The sequence below is a fragment of the Burkholderia sp. BCC0097 genome (assembly GCF_902832985.1).
Taxonomy (GTDB): domain Bacteria; phylum Pseudomonadota; class Gammaproteobacteria; order Burkholderiales; family Burkholderiaceae; genus Burkholderia; species Burkholderia orbicola.
Map to the genome: position 1 here is coordinate 141,399 of NZ_CADFDM010000012.1, position 26,205 is coordinate 167,603.

19 protein-coding genes, 1 pseudogene and 1 riboswitch are annotated in these 26,205 nt (G+C 67.3%); of the genes and pseudogenes, 5 read left to right on the forward strand and 15 right to left on the reverse strand.

Annotation, left to right across the window (positions count from 1 at the left end):
• Positions 1-27: 27 nt before the first annotated feature.
• Together thiS and HWX07_RS32605 are read right to left on the reverse strand one after the other, a co-directional pair.
• Positions 28-225 carry a sulfur carrier protein ThiS gene (gene thiS / locus HWX07_RS32600; RefSeq protein ID WP_006488534.1) on the reverse strand — a complete coding sequence of 66 codons (198 nt, stop codon included), beginning with the start codon at positions 223-225 and terminating at the stop codon, positions 28-30.
• Between the two features lie 32 nt (positions 226-257).
• Positions 258-1,394, reverse strand: a complete 1,137-nt coding sequence (locus tag HWX07_RS32605) for an FAD-dependent oxidoreductase (protein WP_175879140.1) — start codon at positions 1,392-1,394, stop codon at positions 258-260.
• Positions 1,395-1,616: 222 nt separating this feature from the next.
• A riboswitch (TPP riboswitch) is annotated at positions 1,617-1,740 on the reverse strand.
• A 270-nt stretch (positions 1,741-2,010) separates the two neighbouring features.
• Here HWX07_RS32605 and HWX07_RS32610 point away from each other — a divergent pair.
• From HWX07_RS32610 to HWX07_RS32625, 4 genes are all read left to right on the forward strand, one after another.
• Entirely contained in the window at positions 2,011-3,780 is a 1,770-nt protein-coding gene (locus HWX07_RS32610; protein WP_074801539.1) for an ABC transporter ATP-binding protein/permease, read from the forward strand.
• Entirely contained in the window at positions 3,777-4,553 is a 777-nt protein-coding gene (locus HWX07_RS32615; RefSeq protein WP_175879142.1) for an SDR family oxidoreductase, read from the forward strand. Before HWX07_RS32610 ends, HWX07_RS32615 begins: the two co-directional genes overlap by 4 nt.
• 128 nt (positions 4,554-4,681) lie before the next feature.
• Positions 4,682-5,944: an MFS transporter gene (locus tag HWX07_RS32620; RefSeq protein WP_175879144.1), complete on the forward strand. Its 1,263-nt coding sequence runs from the start codon at positions 4,682-4,684 to the stop codon at positions 5,942-5,944.
• 25 nt (positions 5,945-5,969) lie between these two features.
• Positions 5,970-7,271, forward strand: a complete 1,302-nt coding sequence (locus HWX07_RS32625; RefSeq protein WP_175879145.1) for a D-amino acid dehydrogenase — start codon at positions 5,970-5,972, stop codon at positions 7,269-7,271.
• A 73-nt stretch (positions 7,272-7,344) separates the two neighbouring features.
• On the opposite strand, the pseudogene thpR reads toward HWX07_RS32625, so the two are convergent.
• The 5 genes and pseudogenes from thpR to HWX07_RS32650 form a co-directional block, all read right to left on the reverse strand.
• Positions 7,345-7,928, reverse strand: a pseudogene (thpR, locus tag HWX07_RS32630) (RNA 2',3'-cyclic phosphodiesterase).
• Entirely contained in the window at positions 7,925-9,418 is a 1,494-nt protein-coding gene (locus HWX07_RS32635; RefSeq protein ID WP_124701768.1) for an alanine/glycine:cation symporter family protein, read from the reverse strand. The pseudogene thpR and the gene HWX07_RS32635 overlap by 4 nt, the downstream one beginning before the upstream one ends.
• 346 nt (positions 9,419-9,764) lie before the next feature.
• Positions 9,765-11,231 (reverse strand): glutamate synthase subunit beta, encoded by a 1,467-nt coding sequence (locus tag HWX07_RS32640; RefSeq protein WP_124701766.1) that lies wholly within the window; start codon positions 11,229-11,231, stop codon positions 9,765-9,767.
• Between the two features lie 85 nt (positions 11,232-11,316).
• Positions 11,317-16,020 carry a glutamate synthase-related protein gene (locus tag HWX07_RS32645; RefSeq protein ID WP_175879146.1) on the reverse strand — a complete coding sequence of 1,568 codons (4,704 nt, stop codon included), beginning with the start codon at positions 16,018-16,020 and terminating at the stop codon, positions 11,317-11,319.
• Positions 16,021-16,308: 288 nt separating this feature from the next.
• Positions 16,309-17,022 (reverse strand): transposase, encoded by a 714-nt coding sequence (locus HWX07_RS32650; protein WP_006477151.1) that lies wholly within the window; start codon positions 17,020-17,022, stop codon positions 16,309-16,311.
• A 194-nt stretch (positions 17,023-17,216) separates the two neighbouring features.
• On the opposite strand from HWX07_RS32650, the gene HWX07_RS32655 reads away from it, so the two are divergent.
• Positions 17,217-17,948, forward strand: a complete 732-nt coding sequence (locus HWX07_RS32655; protein WP_175879147.1) for an OmpW family outer membrane protein — start codon at positions 17,217-17,219, stop codon at positions 17,946-17,948.
• A gap of 176 nt (positions 17,949-18,124) precedes the next feature.
• Here HWX07_RS32655 and ugpQ read toward each other — a convergent pair whose 3' ends face one another.
• The 8 genes from ugpQ to HWX07_RS32695 all read right to left on the reverse strand — a co-directional run bounded on the left by ugpQ (position 18,125) and on the right by HWX07_RS32695 (position 26,167).
• Entirely contained in the window at positions 18,125-18,895 is a 771-nt protein-coding gene (gene ugpQ / locus HWX07_RS32660; protein ID WP_175879149.1) for a glycerophosphodiester phosphodiesterase, read from the reverse strand.
• A 28-nt stretch (positions 18,896-18,923) separates the two neighbouring features.
• Entirely contained in the window at positions 18,924-20,009 is a 1,086-nt protein-coding gene (locus HWX07_RS32665) for a sn-glycerol-3-phosphate import ATP-binding protein UgpC (RefSeq protein ID WP_175808463.1), read from the reverse strand.
• A gap of 31 nt (positions 20,010-20,040) precedes the next feature.
• The gene (gene ugpE / locus HWX07_RS32670) at positions 20,041-20,886 is read right to left on the reverse strand and encodes a sn-glycerol-3-phosphate ABC transporter permease UgpE (protein WP_012327766.1); all 846 of its coding nucleotides are present in this window, start codon (positions 20,884-20,886) and stop codon (positions 20,041-20,043) included.
• Entirely contained in the window at positions 20,883-21,767 is an 885-nt protein-coding gene (gene ugpA, locus HWX07_RS32675) for a sn-glycerol-3-phosphate ABC transporter permease UgpA (protein ID WP_126359344.1), read from the reverse strand. Before ugpA ends, ugpE begins: the two co-directional genes overlap by 4 nt.
• 96 nt (positions 21,768-21,863) lie before the next feature.
• On the reverse strand, positions 21,864-23,198 hold the full coding sequence (gene ugpB / locus HWX07_RS32680) for a sn-glycerol-3-phosphate ABC transporter substrate-binding protein UgpB (protein WP_175879150.1): 1,335 nt from the start codon (positions 23,196-23,198) through the stop codon (positions 21,864-21,866).
• A gap of 88 nt (positions 23,199-23,286) precedes the next feature.
• The gene (locus HWX07_RS32685; RefSeq protein WP_229278552.1) at positions 23,287-24,471 is read right to left on the reverse strand and encodes a deoxyguanosinetriphosphate triphosphohydrolase; all 1,185 of its coding nucleotides are present in this window, start codon (positions 24,469-24,471) and stop codon (positions 23,287-23,289) included.
• A gap of 65 nt (positions 24,472-24,536) precedes the next feature.
• Entirely contained in the window at positions 24,537-25,616 is a 1,080-nt protein-coding gene (gene aroB / locus HWX07_RS32690) for a 3-dehydroquinate synthase (RefSeq protein ID WP_175879152.1), read from the reverse strand.
• Positions 25,613-26,167, reverse strand: coding sequence for a shikimate kinase (locus tag HWX07_RS32695; protein WP_027783320.1), 555 nt, complete (start codon positions 26,165-26,167; stop codon positions 25,613-25,615). The genes aroB and HWX07_RS32695 overlap by 4 nt, the downstream gene beginning before the upstream one ends.
• Positions 26,168-26,205: the final 38 nt, after the last annotated feature.

A 26,205-nucleotide genomic window follows, 5' to 3' on the forward strand; every position in this document is an offset into this window, starting at 1 on the left:
GGAAGAGCGGGGACGAACCGGCGGCGCTCAGCCGCCCGCGACGGGGTGCACGACGTCGAGCCGGTCGCCCGCCGCGAGCGCGCGCGCCGCATGCTGCGTGCGCGCGACGAAGTTGCCGTTCAGCGCGACCGCGTACGGCGGACGCGCGCCGTACGCGGCCAGCGCGTCGGCCACGGTCGCGCCGTCGGGCAACGTCAGGGTCTGTTGATTGATCTGGATATCCATGAGGCTGGGTCGGATTCGGTCGGCGGCGCGCGTCAGGCCGGCTGGCGCGCGTCGTTGCGGTGATGAAGCAGCGTCGGCCAACGGGCGGCGTCGCGCCACGCGGCGAACGCGTCGGCGTCGCCGAGCTTGCCGCCGAGCGCGGCCTGCGCGAACACGACGGCCGCCTGCGCGACTTCCGGCACGATCATGAAGCCGTGCCGGTACAGGCCGTTGACGGCGAGCGTCGACGCGCCGTCCCAGATCACCGCCGGGCGATGATCGGGCAGCGTCGGCCGGCACTGCGCGTTGAGTTCGAGGATGCGCGCCTCGCCGAACGCCGGATGCACGGAGAACGCCGCGCTCAGCAGTTCAAGCGCGGAGCGCACGCTGACGGGCGACATGTCCTCGCCCTCCACCTCGGTCGCGCCGATCACATAGAGATCGTCCTGTTTCGGGGCGATGTACAGCGGGTAGCGCGGATGCAGCAACCGCACGGGCCGGGTGAGCCCGATGCCGGGCGCATGCACGCGCGCGACTTCGCCGCGGATGCCGCGCAGCGCGGGCAGCGCGGATTTCGCGCCGAGCCCGCGGCAATCGATCGTGAAATGCGCGGCCGGCAGGTTCGCGTCGTCGACCGGCGCGTGCCAGTGCAACGCGACACCGCGTTCGGCGAGGCCCACCGCAAGCGCATGCAGCGCTTGGCGATTGTCGAGCTGCCCTTCGCGCGGCAGCATCAGCCCGCGCGCGAAGCGGCCCGCGAGCGCGGGTTCGGCCGCGTCGACCTGCGCGCCGGCGAGCGTCACGAAGCCGCCCTCGAAGAGCTCGGCCGGCGCGTTCGCGCGCACGCGCCGCTCGAACAGCGGCGCCTCCGCGCGGTCCGCGTGATGCCAGACGACGAGCGTGCCGTGCTGCTGGAAAAAAACGGGTTCGGGCAATTCCGCGAGCCACTGCGGCCAGCGCGCGAGCGACGCGACGCCGAGCTCGGTGATCAGCAGTTCCGCGCTGGCCGCTTCCGCGAGCGGCGCGAGCATCGCGGCCGCGACCCACGCGGCCGACTGCTCGCCGTCCGGGCCGCCGCCCTCGTAGAGCGCGACGCGATGCCCGTCGCCCGCGAGCCGCCACGCGATCAGGCGGCCGACGAGGCCACCGCCGAGCACCGCGAAATCGGGTCGTGCATCCCGGACGTTCATCGCGCGCCCTCCGCGCGGTCGCGCGCGACGAACGTCGACGCGCACGCGCCGCCTGCGAACGCACGCGACATCGGGGCGGAAGCCCTGCAAAAGACTGAAGATTGTGCGGCCATCATTCCTTCCGTAACGCGCAAAGCGCGTACCCAAAAGGACGAAACCGGCAGCAAAGGCCGGCCGGGCGGGACTCGGGCGCTGACCATGTGGGATGGCGGCCAGCGCGGCCCGGCGGGATCAGAAACTTCCCTCGCCGGTATTACCCGGATCGGGTGCGAAGGGTCTTTCTCAGCCTCGCCGCGCTGCCCGGAACATCTGCCGGCCGCGCCACGAAGCACCCCTGTTTCGTCGTCGGCCATTAGACCATAAAAGCGGAAAGCGCCGCAAACTGTCCCCCTGGCGGCAAATTCGCCGGCGCGCGGCGCCGCTCTGGCACAATGCCCGCAGGCCGGCCGCGCGAGCGGCCGGTTGCCGCGTCACCGCCGGTTTTTAAGTGCCGTTTAAGACGCACGGGCGACCATCCGGACGCCCGCCGTCAGTCGGCGCCGCGCCCCGGCATGCCGTATCGCGGCGCGCACCCGGTTTCGCCCGGCCCGCGCGCCGGCTCATCATCAGGAAGCACATGACCCAATCGATCGATCCCGTCCGCTCCGCACCCGACGCGCCGCAGGACGAGCGCCCGGTATCCGCATGGAGCCTCATCAAGCCCTACTGGGTATCGTCCGAATGGAAAATCGCGTGGGGCCTGCTGGTCACGATCATCGCGATCAACCTCTGCGTGGTCTGGATCAACGTCCGGCTGAACAAGTGGAACGCGCAGTTCTACAACGCGCTGCAGTCGAAGGACGTCCACGACTTCCCGAACCTGCTGATGCAGTTCTCCGCGCTCGCCTTCGCGTTCATCATCCTCGCCGTGTACGGCCGCTACCTGCGCCAGATGCTCGGCTTTCGCTGGCGCCAGTGGCTCACCGACCGCTTCCTCGGCCAGTGGCTCGGCGATCGCGCGTTCTACCGGATCGAGCGTGACCGTCTCGCCGACAACCCCGACCAGCGGATCACCGACGACCTCCAGTCGTTCGCGACCACGACGCTCGCGCTGTCGCTCGACCTGCTGTCGACGGTCGTCACGCTCGTGTCGTTCATCACGATCCTGTGGTCGCTCGCCGGCGCGCTGACGTTCACGCTCGGCGCGACGCCGATCGCGATTCCCGGCTACATGGTGTGGGCGGCCGCGCTGTACGCGGTGGTCGGCTCGCTGATCATCCAGAAGGTCGGCCATCCGCTCGTGTCGATCAACTACCAGCAACAACGCGTCGAGGCCGATTTCCGCTTCGGGCTGATCCGCGTGCGCGAGAACGCCGAGCAGATCGCGTTCTACGACGGCGAGAAGACCGAGGCCGGCAACGCGCAGACCCTCTTCACGCGCATCCGCGACAACTGGTGGCGCGTGATGAAGTACACGAAGCGGCTCACGTTCGTGCTGAGCTTCTACGGGCAGATCGCGATCATCTTCCCGCTCGTCGTCGCGGCGCCGCGCTACTTTGCCGGTGCGTTCTCGTTCGGCGTGCTGATGCAGATCTCGTCCGCGTTCGGCACCGTCAGCGACTCGTTCTCGTGGTTCATCAACAGCTACTCGACCCTCGTCGAATGGCGCGCCACCGTCAACCGTCTGCGCGAATTCAAGCGCGTGATGGGCACGTCGCACCTGAAGGAAAGCCTGTCGCCCGCAACCGAGCACGGCGGCATCAACCTGCACTACATCGACGCCGCGAAGCTGTCCACATCGTCGCTCAAGCTCGCGCTGCCGAACGGCAACGCGCTCGCGAACATCGGCGACGTCACGATCGAGCCCGGCTCGCGCTGGCTCGTGATCGGCAAGTCGGGCTCCGGCAAGAGCACGTTCATGCGCGCGCTCGCGGGCCTGTGGCCGTTCGGCGACGGCGCGATCGACGCACCGGTCGGTGCGCGGATGATGTTCGTGCCGCAAACCAGCTATTTGCCGATCGGCACGCTGAAGGCCGCGCTCACCTACCCGGCGACGCCCGACACCTTCAGCGACGAAGCGTGCCGCGATGCGCTGCGCGCGTGCCGCCTCGAGGATTACGTCGAGCGCCTCGACGAAACCGCGCACTGGACCCGCGTGCTGTCGCCGGGCGAACAGCAGCGCCTGGCCGGCGCGCGCGTGCTGCTGCACAAGCCCGACTTCCTGTTCCTCGACGAAGCGACCAGCGCGCTCGACGCGGACAACGAAGCCCGCCTCTATCACCTGTTCGCCGAACGGCTGCCGAAGGCCGCGATCGTCAGCATCGCGCACCGCGAGTCGCTGGCCGCGTTCCACGTCGGCACGATCAACGTCGAGCGCGTGAGCAGCGACGACAAGGTCGCCGCGTGAACGCACGCGCCGCGCACCTCGAACGCATCGCGCTGATCACCGGCGCAGGCTCGGGGATCGGCGCGGCGCTCGCGCGGCGGCTCGCGGCGCCCGGCGTCGCACTGACGTTGCATGCGCGCGGCGCGGACGATGCGGCACGATCGCGGCTCGCGGAAGTCGCCCATGCGTGCACGACGGCCGGCGCCGAGTGCATCACGCTGACCGGCGATCTCGGCGAACCGGGCATCGCCACCGCACTGATCGATAGCACCGCGACACGCTTCGGCGGGCTCGACCAGCTCGTCGCGAACGCCGGCTTCGCCGCGCGGCAATCCTTTTCCGAACTCTCCGCGAACGCACTCGCGTCGGCCTTCGCGGCGATGCCCGGTGCGTTCTCTGAACTCGCGGGCCGCGCGCGGCCGCTGCTCGAAGCGTCGGCCGCGCCGCGGATCGTCGCGGTCAGTTCGTTCGTCGCGCACCGCTACCGCGCCGATGCACCGTTCGCGGCGACCGCCGCCGCGAAGGCCGCGCTCGAATCGCTGGTGCGGAGCGCGGCCGCCGAATTCGCCGCGCACGGCATCACCGTCAATGCGGTCGCGCCGGGTTTCACGCGCAAGGACCACGGGCCGAGCGCCGGCAACGCCGCCGCGTGGGCGCAGGCCGAACAGGCGACGCCGCTCGGCCGCATCGCGGAACCCGACGACGTCGCCGCGCTGATCGCGTTCCTGCTGTCGGACGCGGCACGGCAGATCACCGGCCAGGTCATCCACGTCGATGGCGGCCTGACGCTCTGACGCGTCTTCCCTCCTGCCTGCTTTTCAGCACGAACCTGCATCCGCCTTTTTGGCATGCCGGATCGCGCCCGTAAAATAACCGCGACGCGGCAGCGCGGGACGAGACAAGACGAGAGGGGGCGGCGAGCATGCAGGCATTCCAGTGGTTCAACGAATTGTCGACGCGCGAGCGCCGGACGCTGTACGCCGGATTCGGCGGCTATGCGGTCGATGCGTTCGACTTCATGATCTATTCGTTCCTGATCCCGACGCTGATCGCCACCTGGGGCATGACGAAGAGCGAGGCCGGGATGATCGCGACCAGTTCGCTGATCTCGTCGGCGATCGGCGGCTGGGTCGCCGGCATCCTCGCCGATCGCTATGGCCGAGTGCGCGTGCTGCAGTGGACGATCGCGACGTTCGCGCTGTTCACGTGTCTGTCCGGTTTCACGCATTCGTTCTGGCAGCTCCTTGCGACGCGCACGCTGCAGGGTTTCGGCTTCGGCGGCGAATGGTCGGTCGTGACGATCATGATGGCCGAGACGATCCGCTCGCCCGAGCATCGCGCGAAGGCCGTGGGCACCGTGCAGAGCAGCTGGTCGTTCGGCTGGGGCGCGGCCGCGATCCTCTACTGGGCGTTCTTCGCGCTGCTGCCGGAGCAGGTCGCGTGGCGCGCGTGCTTCTGGATCGGCATCGTGCCCGCCCTGTGGATTTTCTATATCCGCCGCAACGTCAGCGATCCGGACATCTATACGGCCACGCGCCGCGCCCGCGACGAAGGCCGCGTGTCGGGCCACTTCCTCGAGATCTTCTCGCCACCGCACCTGCGCGCGACGCTGTTCGGCAGCGCGCTGTGCACCGGCATGCTCGGCGGCTACTACGCGATCACGACGTGGCTGCCCACCTATCTCAAAACCGTGCGCCACCTGTCGGTGTTCAACACGAGCGGCTATCTCGTCGTGCTGATCGTCGGCTCGTTCGTCGGCTACGTGGTCGGCGCGATCCTGTCCGACCGGCTCGGCCGCCGCGCGTCGTTCATCCTGTTCGCGATCGGCTCGTTCTCGCTCGGCATGGCGTACACGATGCTGCCGATCACCGATACCGCGATGCTGCTGCTCGGCTTTCCGCTCGGCATCGTCGTGCAAGGCATCTTCGCGGGTGTCGGCGCGTATCTGTCGGAGCTGTATCCGGGCGCGATCCGCGGCTCGGGCCAGGGCTTCTGCTACAACCTCGGCCGCGGGCTCGGTTCGTTCTTTCCGATCCTCGTCGGCGCGCTGTCGCAATCGATGTCGCTCGTGAAGGCGATGGGCCTCGTCGCGGGCGGCGGTTATCTGCTGGTGATCGTCGCGGCGCTCGTGCTGCCGGAAACGCGCGGCAAGTCGCTCGCCGACGATCCGGCCGTCGCGTCGTGAGCCACCGCTTCGTTCCGGAGCCCGCATGCACGTGATCGTTCTCGGCGCTGGCGTGATCGGCGTCACCACCGCCTGGCACCTGCGCGAAGCAGGCTGCGACGTCACCGTGATCGAACGCGAGGCCGATGTCGCGCAGGCGACGAGCCTCGGCAACGCGGGTGTGATCGCCCCCGGCTACGTGACGCCGTGGGCCGCGCCCGGAATGCCCGGCAAGATCCTCAAATACCTGTTCAAGCCCGCGTCGCCGCTGATCTTCCGGCCGACGCTCGACGCCGCGCAGTGGCGCTGGATCGCGCGCTGGCTGCGCGAATGCGAATTCGAGCGGTTTCGCGTGAACAAGCAGCGGATGCAGCGCATCGCGTATTACAGCCGCGCGCGCCTGCATGCGTTTCGCGAGCGCTATCCCTTCGACTACGGCGCGAGCCGCGGCTATCTGCAACTGCTGCGCGGCGCGTTCGACGTCGACATGGTGCAGCCCGCGCTGAAGGTGCTGCGCGATGCCGGCATCGCGTTTCGCGAACTCGACGCGGCCGGCTGCACCGCGATCGAGCCGGGCCTGCGCTGGGCGCGGCAGGCGCCCGTCGGCGGCATCTACCTGCCCGACGACGAAGCCGGCGACTGCGCGCGCTTCACGCGCGAACTACGGGTGCTGTGCGAAGCGCATGGCGTGACGTTCCGCTTCAACACCGAACTGCGCGCACTTGATGTCGCGGGCGAAAAGGCGCGCGGCGTCCACGTCGTCGCCGTGGGCGGGAACCACGAAGGCAACGGTAGCGGCGGCGCGCGACACGGCACGACACTCGCCGCCGACGCGATCGTCGTCGCGCTCGGCGTCGACAGCGCCGGCCTGCTGCGACCGCACGGCATCGACGTGCCGCTGTATCCGGTGAAGGGCTACTCGGCCACGCTCGCGGTCGTCGACGATGAAAAGGCGCCATGCGCCGCGCTGATGGACGAGTCGCTGAAGACCGCGATCACGCGCTTCGGCCCGACGCTGCGCGTCGCCGGCACCGCGGAGCTCGGCAATCGCCACGCGACGCTGCGGCAGCAGGCGCTCGACACGCTGATGAAGGTGCTCGACGACTGGTTCCCGCACGCGGCCGATCGCACGTCGGCGCGTTTCTGGGTCGGCCGCCGGCCGATGACGCCCGACGGGCCGCCGCTGCTCGGCGCGAGCGGGATCGACGGCCTCTGGCTCAACGTGGGTCACGGCTCGACGGGGTGGGCGATGTCGATGGGTTCGGGAAAGGTGGTCGCGGATCTCGTCACCGGACGCACGCCGGAGATCGATCTGGCGGGCCTGACGCTCGAGCGGTACGGCCGCTAGGCCTGTTCGCGCGAATAACGACGAACGACGCCGCCATGCGGGCGGGAACGCACGTTCGCCTCTCTGGAAAAATTCATTCATGGAGCCGCCTCTGGGCGCCGACGCTGTCGTCCGCGCGTGCAATCGGCGCCGATACGATCGGCCGATGCGACACGCCTTCGTGCGACAGCCGGCTTTCGAACAGCGTCAGCGCTTCGACGCGCAGCTCGACGAGCCGCCCCGGCGCACCGCCGTGCGCGGGCTGGCCGCTCGCATCGTGCGGCAGCCGCGCGAGCGTCACGTGCGGCCGGAACGGCCGTCGGTCGGCCGGCACGCCGAGTTCGCGCAGCAGCGCCGCCAGCCCCGCATTCAGCGCGACGCAAGCGGCATCGGCCGCGAGCTCCGCGACGATCAGCCGCGCACGCGGCAGGCTCGGCCACCACGCGATCCGCTCGACCGGCAACGACGGCAACGCATGCGCGGCCGCGAGCGCGGGCAGGTGCGCGGCCAGCGCGTCGCACCGCTCCCGCTCGATTGCGCCGATGAACGCGAGCGTCATGTGCAGTTGGGCGGACGGCGTGCGCCGCGCCCCGCGGGTGACCGCAACGCGTGCAGCGCGTCGCGCGATGCCGCATCGGGCATCAGCGCGACGAACGCACGGAGCCGGTCGCCGTTCATGATTCGCTCGCGGCGGCCCGCGGCGCGTTCGGCACGTCGGCGGAAGCAGCCGGCCGCTGCGGCAGCGGACCATGCTCGCCCCACACGTCGGCCGGCAGCACGCGCGCGAGTTCGGGGATCGTGTTGCGCGTGAACACCGGATCGGCGACGCCGGCCGCGCGCTGGCGGCGATAGTCGGCCCAGGCGGCGTGCGCGTACTTGCCGAGCGCGAGGATCGCGATCAGGTTGATGATCGCCATCAGGCCCATGCTCGTATCGGCCATCGCCCACACGAGCGGCAGTTGCCCGACGCTGCCGAACATCACCATGCCGAGCACGGCGATGCGGAACAGCGGCAGCACGCCGCGCCGCTTCGTGATGAATTCGACATTGCCTTCCGCATACGCGTAGTTGCCGATCACCGACGAGAACGCGAGGAAGAAGATCGCGACGGCCATGTAGATGCCGCCCCAGTCGCCGACGTGGCTCGAAATCGCGCGCTGCGTGAGCGCCGCGCCTTCCATCCCGGTGCCGAGTTCGTACTGGCCCGACAGCAGGATCACGAACGCGGTCGCGCTGCAGATCACGATCGTGTCGACGAACACGCCGAGCATCTGGATCAGCCCCTGCGTGACGGGGTGGCGCGTGCTGGCGGTCGCGGCCGCGTTCGGCGCGCTGCCCATCCCCGCCTCGTTCGAGAACAGCCCGCGCTTCACGCCGATCGCGATCGCCTGGCTGACCGCATAGCCGGTCAGGCCGCCGGCCGCCTGCTCGAGGCCGAACGCGCTCTTCACGATCAACGCGATCACGCCGGGCACCAGCGTGACGTGCGTCGCGACCGCGTAGACCGCGAGCCCGAGGTAGCCGATCGCCATCAGCGGCACGATCACCTGTGCGACCGTCGCGATGCGGCGAATGCCACCGAAGATGATCGGCGCGGACAGCAGCACGAGACCGAGGCCGACCGTCTCGCGGCTCCAGCCGAACGACGTATGGAACGCGTCGGCGATCGCGTTGGCCTGCACCGCGTTGAACACGAAGCCGAACGCGAGGATCAGCGACAGCGAGAACAGCACGCCGAAGCCGCGCGAGCGCAGCCCCGTCTGGATGTAGTACGCGGGGCCGCCGCGATAGCTGCCGTCCGGGTGCGACACCTTGAAGATCTGCGCGAGCGTCGCCTCGACGAACGCGGACGACATCCCGACGAGCGCGGTCATCCACATCCAGAAGATCGCGCCCGGCCCGCCGACCGTCAGCGCCACCGCGACGCCGGCGATGTTGCCGGTGCCGACGCGGCTCGCGAGCCCGGTCGCGAACGCCTGGAACGACGAGATGCTGCCCGGTTCGCCCTTGCTGCCGACCAGCTTCATGCTGAGGAACAGCGCCTTCAACTGGATCATCCGGAACCGCAACGTGAACCACGCCCCGGCGCCGAGCAGCAGCGCGATCAGCACGTAGTTCCACAGCACGCCGTTGACGGCTTCGATCAGCCCTTGCACGAATGCTTCCATCAGAGTCCTTGTAAATAACGTCAATCATGTGCGGCGGCCGCGAACGCGGCCTGAGGGGCCACATGATATGACAGTTCCCAAGGATTATTACAAAACGAAAGAATTTGAAATGATGAAAAATCGCAGCCGGATGTCATCAGGTTAGACGACGCTTCGCGAAAATGCGGGAGCGATGATGGCGGCCCGGCCCACCGGCTCGCGTCCGCGCGGCAGGAATTCCGGACGCGGCTCGGCTCCATCGGGGCCGACGCCGACGCAACGACATCGATCGCGCGCCCAGCCATAAAAAAACCGGGCGCCCTCTCGGACGCCCGGCTTCCATCGAAACCCGCTCGCGCGCTTCAGCTCAGCGCGGCAGTTCCGAATGCCCCATCAGATACGCGTCGACCGAGCGCGCGCACTGGCGGCCTTCGCGGATCGCCCACACCACGAGCGACTGGCCGCGACGCATGTCGCCTGCCGCGAACACCTTGTCGACCGACGTGTAGTACGAACGATCGCCCTCGGTCGCCGCACGCGCATTGCCGCGCGCATCCTTCGCGACGCCGAACGCGTCGAGCACCGGCGCGGCCGGCTGCGTGAAGCCCATCGCGAGCAGCACGAGATCGGCCTTCATCTCGAACTCGGAACCCGGCACTTCCTGCATCTTGCCGTCCTTCCACTCGACGCGCACCGCGATCAGCTTCTCGACCTTGCCGTTCTTGCCTTCGAGACGCTTCGTCGCGACCGCCCAGTCACGCTCGCAGCCCTCGTCGTGCGACGACGACGTGCGCAGCTTGATCGGCCAGTACGGCCACACGAGCGGCTTGTTTTCCTCTTCCGGCGGCTGCGGCAGCAGCTCGAACTGCGTGACGTGCTTCGCGCCGTGACGGTTCGACGTGCCGACGCAGTCCGAACCCGTATCGCCGCCGCCGATCACGATCACGTGCTTGCCCTTCGCGAGCAGCTGGTCGGCCAGCTTGTCGCCCGCGTTCACGCGGTTCTGCTGCGGCAGGAAGTCCATCGCGAAATGGACGCCCGCGAGCTCGCGGCCCGGCACCGGCAGGTCGCGCGGCGTTTCCGAACCGCCGGCGATCACGACCGCGTCGAATTCTTCCTTCAGCGTATCCGGCGAGATGGTTTCCTTCGCGAGGCTGCCGATCGACTCCGGCAGCGGCTCCTTGCCGATGAACACGCTGGTGCGGAACGTCACGCCTTCCGCTTCCATCTGGCGCATGCGGCGGTCGATCAGCCACTTCTCGAGCTTGAAGTCGGGAATCCCGTAACGCAGCAGGCCACCGATGCGGTCGTTCTTCTCGAACACCGTCACGTCATGGCCCGCCCGCGCGAGCTGCTGCGCGGCGGCGAGGCCCGCGGGGCCCGAACCGACGACCGCGACCTTCTTGCCCGTCTTGTGTTCGGCCGGCAGCGGCTTCACCCAGCCTTCGCCCCAAGCCTTGTCGATGATCGCGTGCTCGATCGACTTGATGCCGACCGGGTCGTTGTTGATCCCGAGCGTGCACGCCGCTTCGCACGGCGCCGGGCAGATGCGGCCCGTGAATTCCGGGAAGTTGTTGGTCGAGTGCAGGACTTCGATCGCCTGCTGCCAGTCCTGGCGGTAAACGAGATCGTTGAAGTCCGGGATGATGTTGTTGACCGGGCAGCCGTTGTTGCAGAACGGGATGCCGCAATCCATGCAGCGCGCGCCCTGGATCTTCGCGTCCGCGTCGGTCAGTGCCGCGACGAATTCCTTGTAGTGCTTCACGCGCGTGAGCGGTGCTTCGTACGCCTCGTGGCGGCGTTCGAACTCCAGAAAACCGGTTGCCTTGCCCATAAGGTGCTCTTCTGTTCGGTGTATCGGGTGGGGGAGCCGCGCGCGGCCGTCAGGCGCGCGCGGCATTCGCTATGTCGTTCGTCGCTCAGGCGGCCAGCACTTCCTTCGCCGCCTTCTTCGCACCGATCTCGCCCAGCGCGCGCTTGTATTCGTGCGGGAACACCTTCACGAACTGGCGGCGCGCTGCGTCCCAGTTTTCCAGCAGCGACTTCGCGCGCGGCGAACCCGTGAACTGGAAATGACGCTCGACGAGCCCCTTGAGCAGCGCTTCGTCCGTCGTGCCTTCGTGCCAGAGTGCGCGGTCGACCGTGCGTTCCTGCTCGGCCTGCTGCAGCACCGGCTCGAGCGCGACCATCGACTTGTTGCACTTGGCCGCGAACGTGCCTTCCGGATCGTAGATGTACGCGAGACCGCCCGACATGCCGGCTGCGAAGTTGCGCCCGGTCTCGCCGAGCACGACGACCGTGCCGCCCGTCATGTATTCGCAGCCGTGGTCGCCCGTGCCTTCGACGACCGCCGTCGCGCCAGAGTTGCGCACGCAGAAGCGCTCGCCCGCGACGCCGCGGAAGAACGCTTCGCCTTCGATCGCGCCGTACATCACCGTGTTGCCGCAGATGATGTTTTCCTCGGACTTGCCGCGGAAGTCGTTGGTCGGACGGATGATGATCCGGCCGCCCGACAGGCCCTTGCCGACGTAGTCGTTGCCGTCGCCGACGAGGTCGAGCGTCACGCCCTTCGCGAGGAACGCGCCGAAGCTCTGGCCGGCCGTGCCCTTCAGCTGGATGTGCACCGCGTCGTCGGCCAGGCCGTCGTGGCCGTGCTTCTTCGCGATCACGCCCGACAGCATCGCGCCGACCGTCCGGTTCACGTTGCGCACCGGCTGGATGAACGACACATGCTCGCCGTTCTCGATCGCGGCCTTCGCCTTCTCGATCAGCACGTGGTCGAGCGCGCGCTCGAGGCCGTGATCCTGCACGTCGACGTGGCGCGGCGCGACATCCTCGCACTCTTCCGGCTGGTAGAACACGCGCGAGAAGTCGAGGCCCTTCGCCTTCCAGTGCTCGATGCCCTTGCGCGTATCGAGCAGGTCGGCGCGGCCGATCAGGTCGTCGAACTTCGCGATGCCGAGCTGCGCCATGATCTCGCGCACTTCCTCGGCGACGAAGAAGAAGTAGTTCACGACGTGCTCGGGCTGGCCCTTGAACTTCGCCCGCAGCACCGGATCCTGCGTCGCGACGCCGACCGGGCACGTGTTCAGGTGGCACTTGCGCATCATGATGCAGCCTTCGACGACGAGCGGCGCCGTCGCGAAGCCGAATTCGTCCGCGCCGAGCAGCGCGCCGATCACGACGTCGCGGCCCGTCTTCATCTGGCCGTCGGCCTGTACGCGGATGCGGCCGCGCAGGCGGTTCAGCACCAGCGTCTGCTGCGTTTCGGCCAGGCCGAGCTCCCACGGCGTGCCCGCATGCTTGACCGACGACAGCGGCGACGCGCCCGTGCCGCCGTCATGGCCGGCGATCACGACGTGATCGGCCTTCGCCTTCGCGACACCGGCCGCGACCGTGCCCACGCCCACTTCCGACACGAGCTTCACGGAGATGCTCGCGCTCGGGTTCACGTTCTTCAGGTCGTGGATCAGCTGCGCCAGATCCTCGATCGAGTAGATGTCGTGGTGCGGCGGCGGCGAAATCAGGCCGACGCCCGGCACCGAGTAACGCAGCTTGCCGATGTATTCCGACACCTTGTGGCCCGGCAGCTGGCCGCCTTCGCCCGGCTTCGCGCCCTGCGCCATCTTGATCTGGATCTGGTCGGCCGACGCCAGGTACTCGGCGGTGACGCCGAAGCGGCCCGACGCGACCTGCTTGATCTTCGAGCGCAGCGAATCGCCGTCCTTCAGCGGAATGTCGCTGACGATCTCGTCGCCGATCACCGACTTCAGCGTCTCGCCCGCCTTGATCGGAATGCCGCGCAGTTCGTTGCGATAGCGCTTCTGGTCCTCGCCGCCTTCGCCGGTGTTCGACTTGCCGCCGATCCGGTTCATCGCGACCGCGAGCGTCGCGTGCGCTTCGGTGCTGATCGAACCGAGCGACATCGCGCCGGTCGCGAAGCGCTTGACGATCTCCTTCGCCGGCTCGACGTCGTCGATCGGGATCGCCTTGGTCGGCTCGACCTTGAACTCGAACAGGCCGCGGAACGTCATGTGACGCTTGGTCTGGTCGTTGATCAGGTGCGCGTATTCCTTGTACGTCTGGTACGAGTTGCTGCGCGTCGCGTGCTGCAGCTTCGCGATCGAGTCCGGCGTCCACATGTGGTCTTCGCCGCGCACGCGGTACGCGTACTCGCCGCCCGCATCGAGCATGTCGCGCAGGACCGGGCTGTCGCCGAACGCATCGCGGTGCAGGCGGATCGCCTCTTCCGCGACTTCGAACAGGCCGATGCCGCCGACCTTCGATGCCGTGCCCTTGAAGTACTTCTCGACGAGGTCGCTCGACAGGCCGAGCGCTTCGAAGATCTGCGCGCCCGTGTACGACATGTACGTCGAGATGCCCATCTTCGACATCACCTTCTGCAGGCCCTTGCCGACCGCCTTCGTGAAGTTGTAGACGGCCTTCTCCGGCGACAGGTCGCCCGGCAGGCCTTCGGCCATCTTCGCGAGCGTTTCCATCGCGAGGTACGGGTGCACGGCTTCCGCGCCGTAGCCCGCGAGCAGCGCGAAGTGGTGCGTTTCACGCGCGGAGCCCGTCTCGACGACGAGGCCCGTGCTCGTGCGCAGCCCTTGCTGGACGAGATGCGTATGGATCGCCGACGTGGCCAGCAGCGCGGGAATTGCGACGTGCTCGGCATCCGTCTTGCGGTCCGACACGATCAGCATGTTGTAGCCCGACTTCACCGCGTCGACGGCTTCCGCGCACAGCGACGCGAGACGCGCCTCGATGCCTTCCTTGCCCCAGGCGACCGGATAGCAGATGTTCAGTTCGTACGCGCTGAACTTGCCGCCCGTGTACTGGTCAATCGCGCGGATCTTCGCGATGTCCTTGAAGTCGAGCACCGGCTGCGACACTTCGAGCCGCATCGGCGGGTTGATGTTGTTCGTGTCGAGCAGGTTCGGCTTCGGGCCGATGAACGACACGAGCGACATCACCATGTTTTCGCGGATCGGATCGATCGGCGGGTTCGTGACCTGCGCGAACAGCTGCTTGAAGTAGTGATAGAGCGTCTTGTTCTTGTTCGACATCACCGCGAGCGGCGAGTCGTTGCCCATCGAACCGACGGCTTCCTCGCCCTGCTGCGCCATCGGCGCCATCAGGAACTTCAGGTCTTCCTGCGTATAGCCGAACGCCTGCTGGCGGTCGAGCAGCGCGGCGCCTTGCGTACGGCCGGCCGCGACTTCCTCGGCCTTCGGCTCGATCTCGTCGAGCTTGATGCGCACCGCGTCGATCCAGCTCTTGTACGGCTTCGCGTTCGCGAGGTTGTCCTTCAGTTCCTTGTCGTCGATGATGCGGCCGTGTTCCATGTCGATCAGGAACATCTTGCCCGGCTGCAGGCGCCACTTCTTGACGATCTTCGATTCGGGGATCGGCAGCGTGCCGGCTTCCGACGCCATGATGACGAGGTCGTCGTCGGTCACGATGTAGCGCGCCGGGCGCAGGCCGTTACGGTCGAGCGTCGCGCCGATCTGGCGGCCGTCGGTGAACGCGATCGCGGCCGGGCCGTCCCACGGTTCCATCATCGCGGCGTGGTATTCGTAGAACGCGCGGCGGTTCTCGTCCATCAGCGTGTGCTGTTCCCACGCTTCCGGGATCATCATCATCACCGCGTGCACGAGCGGGTAGCCGGCCATCACCAGCAGTTCGAGACAGTTGTCGAACGATGCGGTATCCGACTGGCCCGGGTAGATCAGCGGCCACAGCTTCGGCAGATCGTCGGCGAGCACGTGCGATGCGATCGCGCCGGTACGCGCGTTCAGCCAGTTCACGTTGCCCTTCACGGTGTTGATCTCGCCGTTGTGCGCGATCATCCGGTACGGGTGAGCCAGCTCCCACGCCGGGAACGTGTTGGTCGAGAAGCGCTGGTGCACGAGCGCGAGCGCCGACACGACGCGCGGGTCCTGCAGGTCGCGGTAGTACACGCCGACCTGGCCCGCCAGCAGCAGCCCCTTGTAGACGATCGTGCGCGCCGACATCGACGGCACGAAGTATTCCTTGCCGTGCTTGAGCTTCAGCGCCTGGATGCGGTGGCTCGCCGTCTTGCGGATCACGTACAGCTTCCGCTCGAGCGCGTCCGTCACCATGATGTCCTTGCCGCGGCCGATGAAGATCTGGCGGATCAGCGGCTCGCTCGCCTTGACCGTCGGCGAGATCGGCATTGCGTGGTCGACCGGCACGTCGCGCCAGCCCAGCACGACCTGGCCTTCGGCCTTCACCGTACGCTCGAGCTCCTGCTCGCAGGCGAGACGCGATGCGTTTTCCTTCGGCAGGAAGATCATCCCCACCCCGTACTCGCCGGCCGGCGGCAGGTCGACGCCCTGCTTCGCCATTTCCTCGCGATAGAACGCGTCCGGAATCTGGATCAGGATGCCCGCGCCGTCGCCCATCAGCGGATCGGCGCCGACCGCGCCGCGGTGATCGAGGTTCTCGAGGATCTTCAGACCCTGCTGAATGATCTCGTGGCTCTTCTTGCCCTTGATGTGAGCGACGAAGCCGACGCCGCAGGCGTCGTGTTCGTTTTGCGGGTCGTACAGACCTTGTGCGGCGGGCACCGCGGCGAGCGGCTGCTGGTGGTCGTTCATGGGGACACCGTCGTAAAGGGGGCCCGGAGGCCGTTGAACCGTTTTCTTGTTGCCATCGATCCCGCTCCCGACGGGAGACGGCGCGGCCGACCGTGGTTGGGCAAGCTTCGCCCGGGCCACCGGAATTCGGAATATACGCGACGAATCAACGGAATAGCAACAAAAACCGCTTGATCGAACCCCAATTAAACAGATGCCTTGATGTGGTGCCGTTTTATTGGGGACGTATCATTTTGGTGCAAAAAGAAGCGGCGCTCGCAGCGCCGCTTCTGGCCCGCCTTTCCGGCATTACTGCTGGATCGGCGGCGTGTTCTCGCGCACCTTTCTGGGGCGTCCGCGCGGCAGCGGCGACACGCGCCGGTTCGCGGTGCGCGCCGCCCACTCGCGGTAATTCTCGCCGCCGAGCACCCAGCCCTTCAACGTCGCCTGCTGCAGCTGGTCGGCCTGCCGCTCGTCGAGCGGCTGCTCGCACAGCTCCTTGTACGCACGCTGGCGGTCGAACGGCGTGTTGCCGAGCGCCCAGTAGAGCGGATGGTCGGTGATCAGGCTGTCGACGGTGAGCCCGACGTGATGCCGGTAGCTCGACCAGCGATAGGCCTCGGGCGTCGCGACGAGCTGCGCACGCACCGGGCTCATCTCGACCACCCGGCTCGCGAGCAGGAAATAGCGCTCGCCTTCGATCACCGTCGCGCGATAGCGGCCTTCCCACAGCGTGCCGCGGCGCGAATAGCGCCGGTTGAAATGCGCGACGTAGCGACGGCCGACGGCCTGCATCGCCTTCGGCAGGCTGGCCTCGTCGCTGGGCGTCACGAGCAGTTGCACCTGGCGCGGCAGCAGCACATAGGCATGCACCGACAGGTGATGATCGCGTGCGGCGGCCTTCAGGCAATCGATGAAGAGTTCGTAGTCCTGGTCGTCGACGAACGCGGGTTGCTGATCCAGGCCGCGCAGTATCACGTGCTGCGGCTGGTCGGGAACGTAGAGTCGTGCTAACCGTGCCATGCTGAATGTCCGTTTGAACGCGTTAGGAAATACCCGGAGGTCCGAAAGTGCGCACCTGCGTAGAATGCCTGTCCCTGCGGCGCGCGTAAGCGTACGGTCGTGCGAATCCTAGGGAGAAAACTCTAACTTACGAGCTTGTTTGGTTTTAAACGCAGTCGTCATAATGAGCACGCCTTTAGATCGGAGGAGACACAATGAAACGAAAACTGGCCATTACGGGGGCCGTAGCGCTCGCATTCACGTTCGCGGGCGGTACGGCACAAGCACAATCCGCAGGTGATTTCTACGTCAGCACCGGCTGGCTGCACCTTTCGCCGCAGGACAGCAGTGACCCGCTGTTCGTCTACCGCGTAGGCGGCACGCCCATCAACCAATCGATTCCCAACACCGGCGCCGGCATCAACGACGCCGATACGCTGGGGCTCGCAGCAGGCTACTTCGTCACCGACCATATCTCCACCGAGCTCGTGATGGGGATCCCGCCGAAGTTCGACATCACCGGCAAGGGTCAGTTCGACAGATTCGGCGTACTCGGCCGTGCATACCAGTGGAGCCCTGCCGTCTTGCTTCGCTACCACTTCAACGACGCCAATGCGAAGTTCCGTCCGTATGTCGGCGTCGGCGCGACGTACGTCTGGTTCACCGGCGCCAAGATCACCAACAGCGCGTTCGAGAACGGCGTGCTCGGCGGCCCGACCAGCGCGACGACCAGCAACCAGTGGGCGCCCGTGCTCAACGCCGGCTTCACGTACAACTTCACGAAACACTGGTTCGCAGGCCTGTCGCTGTCGTACATCCCGGTCAGCGTGACCGCGACCTTCACGACGGCCCGCCGGACGCCGGTCGGGACGCTGACGGAAACGTCGAAGGCCCACATCTCGCTGAACCCGATCGTCACGTACCTGAACCTCGGCTACCGCTTCTAAGCGTAGTCGAATATTTGGGGAATGGTTAATCCTGCTGCAATTTGTAGCGGATTTTTCCTGGCGTAACGTCTCCACGATGCAAAACGCCCCGGCGCTCAGCGCGCCGGGGCGTCGTTTTTTCGTCAGGCACGGTCCGGGGTGAGGGTTTTTACCGGACGCCGTCACGGCCGTCGCGGCTAGACGACGTCGATGTCGTCCAGCGCATCGGGCGCGATCAGGTCGATGCGGTCCGTGCAGACGGCATCGACGCCCCAGCGCGCGAGTTCGCGCGCCCGTTCGAGGTCGTTCACCGTGTAAACCAGGATGCGCAGCCCGGCGGTTTTGATCGCGCGCACGAGCGATTCATCGAGCCGAGTGTGGTCTGCATGCAACGATACGCAATCGAGCGCATCGATCACCTGCGCCTGCCAGTCGTCCGGCACGACTTCGTAGAGCATCCCGCGCGGCAGCGCCGGCACGGTCGCGCGCGCCTGTTGCAATGCTTCGAACGAGAACGACGACAGCAGCGGCGCAACGGCGGCATCGCGCCAGTACGCGGCCGCGTCGGCCGCCACGCGCTGCCCCGTTTCGCGCTCGCGCCCCGGGCACGGCTTGATCTCGACGTTCGCGGCCAGCCCGTGCGCGATGCAACGCGCCGCCGCCGCCTCGAGCGTCGGCATCCGTTCGCCCGCGAAGCGCGCATCGCGCCACGCGCCCGCGTCGAGCGCGGCCAGCGCCGCATAACGCATGCCCGCCGCCGCTCCGTGGCCGTTCGAGGTCCGGTCGACCGTGTCGTCGTGCAGCAGGAACGTCACGTCGTCGGCCGACAGCTTCGCGTCGAACTCGACCATCCGGTGGCCGCGCCGCGCGCCCTCGTCGAGCGCGGCCAGCGTGTTCTCCGGCGCGAGCGTGCCGCCGCCGCGATGGGCGACGACGCGCGGATAGGGCCAGTCGGTACGGGTGATCATCGTCGGTCTCTCGGCGAATGCAGCGGTTTCAGCCGGCACGCTTGCCGGTTTCGGGATCGAAGAAATGCAGCCGGTGCGCGGGCAGCGCGGCCGCCAGCGCCGTGCCGCGCGCGGGGCGGTCCGCGTGCGGCAGGCGCACCGCGACGTCGTGATCGCCCCAGCGGCCGTGCGCGAGATTGTCCGCGCCGAGCAGCTCGCACGAATCGACCGGCAGCGTCGCCTGCGCGACGCCCGGCTGCGGCGTCATATGTTCGGGACGCACGCCGAGCACCCAGTCGCGCCCGGTGGCGATCTCGCTGCCGATGCCCGGCGCGCCAGCCACCGGCAGCGCGGGGCCGCCGCCCGCGACCGTGAAGCTCGCGCCGTCTTCCGACAGCCGGCCGTGCATCAGGTTCATCGCCGGCGAGCCGATGAAGCCCGCGACGAACACCGTCGCCGGCTTCTCGTACACGTCGACCGGCGCGCCGATCTGCTCCGCGTAGCCGCGATTCATCACGATCACCCGCTGCGCGAGCGTCATCGCCTCGATCTGGTCGTGCGTCACGTACACGCTCGTCGTCGCGAGCCTCGCATGCAGCCGCTGGATCTCGAGCCTCATCTGCACGCGCAGCTTCGCGTCGAGGTTCGACAACGGCTCGTCGAACAGGAACACCGACGGTTCGCGCACGATCGCGCGCCCCATCGCGACGCGCTGCCGCTGGCCGCCCGACAATTCGCGCGGCCGACGCGCGAGCAGCGGCTCGAGCTCGAGGATCTTCGCGGCCGCGGCCACCCGCGAATCGATCGTCGCACGCTCGATCCCGCGGATCTTCAGCCCGTAGCCCATGTTCTGCGCGACCGTCATGTGCGGGTACAGCGCATAGTTCTGGAACACCATCGCGATGTCGCGGTCCTTCGGCTCCAGCGTGTTGACGACCCGGTCGCCGATCGCGATCTCGCCGTCCGTCACGGATTCGAGCCCCGCGATCATCCGCAGCAACGTCGACTTGCCGCAGCCCGACGGGCCGACCAGCACGATGAATTCGCCGTCCGCGATCTCCACGTCGATGCCGTGCAGCACGTGCTGCTTGCCGTCGTAGGATTTCCTGACGCCCTTCAAGCTCAGCGCAGCCATACCTGGTCCTTCTCCCGGTTACGTCCGTGGTTCATTTTTCGGAATCGACGAGGCCGCGCACGAACCAGCGCTGCATCGCCAGCACGACGACGAGCGGCGGAATCATCGCCAGCAGCGTCGCCGCCATCACGTATTGCCATTCGGTCGCGGCGTCGCCGCTCGCGATCATCGTCTTGATACCCACCACCGCCGTCGACAGCGACGCTTCCGTCGTGATCAGGATCGGCCACAGATACTGGTTCCAGCCGTAGATGAAGGTGATCACGAACAGCGCGGCGATGCTCGTCTTCGACAGCGGCAGCACGACGTCCCAGAAGAAGCGCAGCGGCCCCGCGCCGTCGATGCGCGCCGCATCCATCAGCTCGTCGGGCAGCGTCATGAAGAACTGGCGGAACAGGAACGTCGCGGTGGCCGACGCGATCAGCGGCAGCGAGAGCCCCGCGTAGGTGTTCGTCAGGTGCAGCGTCGACACGACCTGCACGGTCGGGAAGATCCGCACTTCCACCGGCAGCATCAGCGTGATGAAGATCAGCCAGAACGCCGTGTTGCGAAACGGGAAGCGGAAATAGACGATCGCGTACGCGGACAGGATCGACACCGCGATCTTGCCGACCGCGATGCCGAACGCCATCGCGAAGCTGTTTACGAGCAAACGGCCGAACGGCGCCGTCGTACCGCCGCTGCCGTGCCCCCAGATGTACGCGACGTTCTCGAACAGGTGCGTGCTCGGCACGAGCGACAGCGGCACCGTCAACACTTCCTGCGCGTTCATCGTCGCCGCGCAGAACGCGACGTAGACAGGGAACACGATCAGCACGACGCCCGCGATCAGCACCGCGTGGCAGAACAGGTCGAAGCCCTTGCGATTTTCGATCATGCGTATTGCACCCGGCGTTCGACGAAGCGGAACTGGATCACCGTGAGCCCCACGACGATGATCATCAGCACGACCGACTGCGCGCCCGAGCTGCCGATGTCGAGCCCCTGGAAGCCTTCCGCGAAGATCTTGTAGATCAGCGTCCTGGTGCTCTGCGCCGGGCCGCCGCCAGTGGCCGCATCGATCACCGGGAAGGTGTCGAAGAACGCGTAGACGAGGTTCACGACCAGCAGGAAGAAACTCGTCGGCGACAGCAGCGGCAGCACGATGTTGAAAAAGCGCCGCACCGGCCCCGCACCGTCGATCGCCGCGGCCTCGATCAGCGAGCGCGGAATCGCCTGCAACCCCGCGTAGAAGAACAGGAAATTGTAGCTCACCTGCTTCCACACCGATGCCAGCACGACGAGGAACATCGCCTGCTCGCCGTTCAGCGCGTGGTTCCACACGATGCCGCCCTTCGCGAGCGCATACGTGATCAGGCCGATGCTCGGGTTGAACAGGAACGCCCACAGCACGGCCGCGATCGTCGGCGCGACCGCGTACGGCCAGATCAGCAGCGTGCGGTACACGCGCGCGCCGCGGATCACGCGGTCGGCGCATGCGGCGAGCAGCAGCGACACGACGAGCCCGCTCACCGTGACGAGCGAACTGAACACGAGCGTCGTGCGCAACGAATCGAGATACAGCGGATCGGCGAACAGGTGCGTGAAGTTCGCGAGGCCGACGAATTCGCTCGACGTGCCGAACGCGTCCTGCGTCTGCGTGGACTGCCACAGCGCGACGCCGGCCGGCCACAGGAAGAACACGGCGGTGATCGCGAGCTGCGGCGCGATCAGCAGGTACGGCACCGGGCTCGTACCGAAACGGGAACGGGATTGCATCGCGGATATCCGGTCAGGCGAAACGGAAGGGAAGCCGCGCCGCCGAACGGCACGCGCGCATGCGCGGCGCCGCCGGCGGCACGAAGCGATGCGTGCTCAGCCGCCCGACTTCTCGAAGCGGCGCAGCAGCTCGTCGCCGCGCGAGGCAGCCGAATCGAGCGCGTCCTTCGGCGACTTCTTCTGCGCCCAGACCTGTTCGAACTCTTCGTCGACGACCGTGCGGATCTGCGGCATGTTGCCCAGGCGCAGCCCCTTCGTGTACGGCAGCGGCGGCTTGTTCAGCATCTGCTTGATCGCGGTTTCGGCGCTCGGGTTCTTCGCGTAGAAGCCCTGCTGGCGCGTCAGGTCGTACGCGGCGGTCGTGACCGGCAGGTAGCCGGTGTCCTGGTGCCATTTCGCGGCGACCGCGGGCGAAGCCAGGTAAGAAAGGAATTTCGCGACGCCCTTGTAGGTCGCCGAGTCCTTGCCGGCCAGCACCCACAGGCTCGCGCCGCCGATGATCGCGTTCTGCGGCGCGCCCTTCACGTTCGCGTCGTACGGCATCATCCCGGTGCCGTAGCTGAACTTCGCGAATTTCTGCACGTTCGCGAGCGCGCCCGACGACGTCGTGAGGATCCCGCAGTCGCCGCTGTAGAACTTCGCCGACGCTTCATCCTTGCGGCCCGCGTACGTGAACGTGCCGTCCTTCGCCATCTGCTGCAGGAAGGAGATGTGTTCGATCTGCTGCGGCTTGTTGAATTCGAGCACGGCGTCGGTACCGTCGAAGCCGTTGTTGCGGCTCGCGAACGGCAGCCCGTGCCACGCGCTGTAGTTCTCGAGCTGGATCCAGCCTTGCCAGCCGGTCGTGAAGCCGCAGGCCATCCCGGACTTGCGCAGCTTCTCGGCGTCGGCCTTCACGTCGGCCCACGTCTTCGGCGGCTGGTTCGGATCGAGGCCCGCCTTCTTGAACGCGTCCTTGTTGTAGTACAGCACCGGCGTCGAGCTGTTGAACGGCATCGACACGAGGTGGCCCGTCTTCGCGTCGCTGTAGTAGCTCGCGATGGTCGGCACGAACGCCTTTTCGTCGAGCGTCACGCCGGCCTGCTTGAACACGTCGTAGACCGGCACGACCGCCTTCTTCGCCTGCATCATCGTCGCCGTGCCGACTTCATAGACCTGCAGGATCGCCGGCGCGTTGCCGCTGCGATAGGCCGCGATGCCGGCCGCGAGCGCCTGGTCGTAGGTGCCCTTGTAGACCGGCACGATCTTGTAATCGCTTTGCGACGCGTTGAACTGGTCGGCGATCGCATTGACCCGCTCGCCGAGCGCGGCCTCCATCGCATGCCAGAACTGGATTTCCGTCGCGGCGAGCGCCACGTGCTGTACCCCGAACATCAGCGCGCCGCCGAGCGCGATCGAACGAACCAGTGTCCCCGCAGGCTTCTTCTTCATCGACCTCTCCTATGAAAACGTTACCAACAGCGTGTGCAACATTCCCGTCGCCATTGAACCGGCGAAGTCTAGTGATCGTTTGTGACAGTCAGTTGTCGTTGATGACGAACAGGCGCTGATATTCCTTCAGCGCGAAGCGGTCGGTCATGCCGGCGATGTAGTGCGCGACGAGACGCGGCTGCTGCGCCGCGTCGTCGGACTGGTACGGCGGCGGCAGCAGGCGCGGATCGTCGATGAACGCGTCGAACAACCCGGTGACGACGCGTTGGGCCTTGCTCGCCATGCGCATCACCTTGTAGTGGCGATACAGGTTCTTGAAGAGGAAGCGCTTGAGGGCCGCTGCCTGCGCGGCGACCTCGGGACTGTGCGACACGAGCGGCGGCGCGGCGCGCACGTCGTCGAGCGACGCGGGCGCGACGCGGGCGAGATTGCGCGTCGTCTCGTCGATCAGGTCGACGATCAGCGTGTTGATGATGCGGCGCACCGTCTCGTGCACGAGCCGGCGGCCTTCGAGGTGCGGGAATTCGGCGAGCGCCGCTTCGTAGTGACGCTGCCACAGCTCCACTTCGGCGAGCTGCTCGATCGTGATCAGGCCGGAGCGCAGGCCGTCGTCGACGTCGTGGTTGTTGTAGGCGATCTCGTCGGCGATGTTCGCGAGCTGCGCTTCGAGCGACGGCTGGCGGCCCTGCAAGAAGCGCTCGCCGAGCGCGCCGAGCTTGCGCGCATTCTCGCGCGAGCAGTGCTTCAGGATGCCTTCGCGCGTCTCGAAACACAGGTTCAGCCCGTTGAACGCGCCGTAGTGCTCCTCGAGTTCGTCGACCACCGCCAGGCTCTGCAGGTTGTGCTCGAAGCCGCCGTGCTCGCGCATGCACGCATTCAGCGCGTCCTGCCCGGCATGGCCGAACGGCGTATGGCCGAGATCGTGCGCGAGCGAGATCGCTTCGACGAGATCCTCGTTCAGGCGCAGGTTGCGTGCGACCGAGCGCGCGATCTGCGCGACTTCGAGGCTGTGCGTGAGGCGGGTGCGGAACAGGTCGCCTTCGTGATTGACGAAGACCTGCGTCTTGTATTCGAGCCGGCGAAACGCGGTCGAATGGACGATGCGGTCGCGATCGCGCTGGAATTCGGTGCGCGCCGCCGGTGGCGTTTCAGGATGGCGGCGGCCGCGCGACTGCGACGCGTGCGCGGCATACGGAGCGAGATGGGCTTCCAGCGCCGCCAGCGTCGGCGGCTCGGCCACCGGCGCAGCGGATGCGCGGCTGGCTTCGGGCAGTGTGCTGCTGGATGTCTCGCTCACGTCTCCTCCATGTCAGGGGCGCCGGCGGACCCGGGCCGCCGTTAGCGCGTCGTCTGCGCCAGTGTAGCGAATACCGCTTCGTCCGGCGCCTGCGTGATCAGCGTATCGCCGAATCGCTTCAGCAGGATGAACTTGATCGCGCCGGCCTCGGCCTTCTTGTCGACGCGCATCAGGTCCATGTAGCGCGCGTCGCCGAGCGCGGGCCCGCGGGTCGGCAGATGCGCGGCCGCGATCACCGCGTCGAGGCGCTGCCGCGACGCTTCATCGAAGAGGCCGAGCCGCACCGACAGATCGCCCGCCATCACCATCCCGCAGCCGACCGCCTCGCCGTGCAGCCATTCGCCGTAGCCGAGCCCGGCCTCGATCGCATGGCCGAACGTATGGCCGAAGTTCAGGATCGCGCGCAGGCCGCCTTCGCGTTCGTCGGCCGCGACGACGCTCGCCTTGATCTCGCACGAACGCTTCACCGCGTGCGCAAGCGCTGCCGGCTCGCGACGGTTCAGCGCTTCCACGTTCGCCTCGATCCAGTCGAAGAACCCGGCATCGGCGATCGCGCCCGTCTTGATGACTTCGGCCACGCCCGCCGCCAGCTCGCGATCGGGCAATGTCGTCAGCGCGCCGATGTCCGCGATCACGGCCTGCGGCTGGTAGAACGCGCCGATCATGTTCTTGCCGAGCGGGTGGTTGATGCCCGTCTTGCCGCCGACCGACGAATCGACCTGCGACAGCAGCGTCGTCGGCACCTGGATGAACGGCACGCCGCGCATGTAGCACGCGGCGGCAAAGCCCGTCATGTCGCCGACCACGCCGCCGCCGAGCGCGACGAGCGTCGTCTTGCGATCGGCGTGATCCGTCAGCAGGCCGTCGAAGATCAGGTTCAGCGTTTCCCAGTTCTTGTACGCCTCGCCGTCCGGCAGCACGACCGTCGACACGCGCTTGCCGAGCGGCGCGAACGCCGCGCGCAGCGCGTCGCCGTAGAGCGGATCGACCGTCGTGTTCGTGACGATCGTGACGGACGAGCCCTTGATGTGGGGCGCGAACAGTTCGGTGCGGCCGATCAGGCCGGCGCCAATATGAATCGGATAGGCGCGGTCGCCCAGATCGACGTTGACAGTAATCATGCTTGTAGCGGCTTGGCGATGACGCCGGCCAGTTCGAGTTGCATCAGCACCATGTTGACGAGACCGTTGACCGACGGACGGCCGGTCTCGATGACGAAATCCGCGCATTCGCGGTACAGCGGGTCGCGCACTTCGTACAGCGCTTCGAGACGCCCCTTCGGATCTTCCGTCTGCAACAGCGGGCGATTCTTGTCCTTGCGCGTGCGCAGCCACAGATCGTGCGGATTGGCGCGCAGGTAGACGACGATGCCGTTGGTTTTCAGGCTGTCGCGATTTTCCGGGCGCAGCACCGCGCCGCCGCCCGTCGCGAGCACGATGTTCTCGCGCTGCGCGAGATCGGCGATCACCTGCGTTTCGCGATCGCGAAACCCGGCCTCGCCCTCCAGCTCGAAGATCACCGGAATGCGCGCGCCCGTGCGGGCCTCGATTTCGTGGTCGGAGTCGAAGAACGTCCTGTCGAGACGACGCGCGACCGCACGGCCCACGGTGGTCTTACCCGCTCCCATAAGGCCGACGAAAAATACGTTTGCATGTGGGTCCCGCGCTTGCAACGGCTTCCTCTGCTTCAATCTTGCTGGTGTGTGGCGCA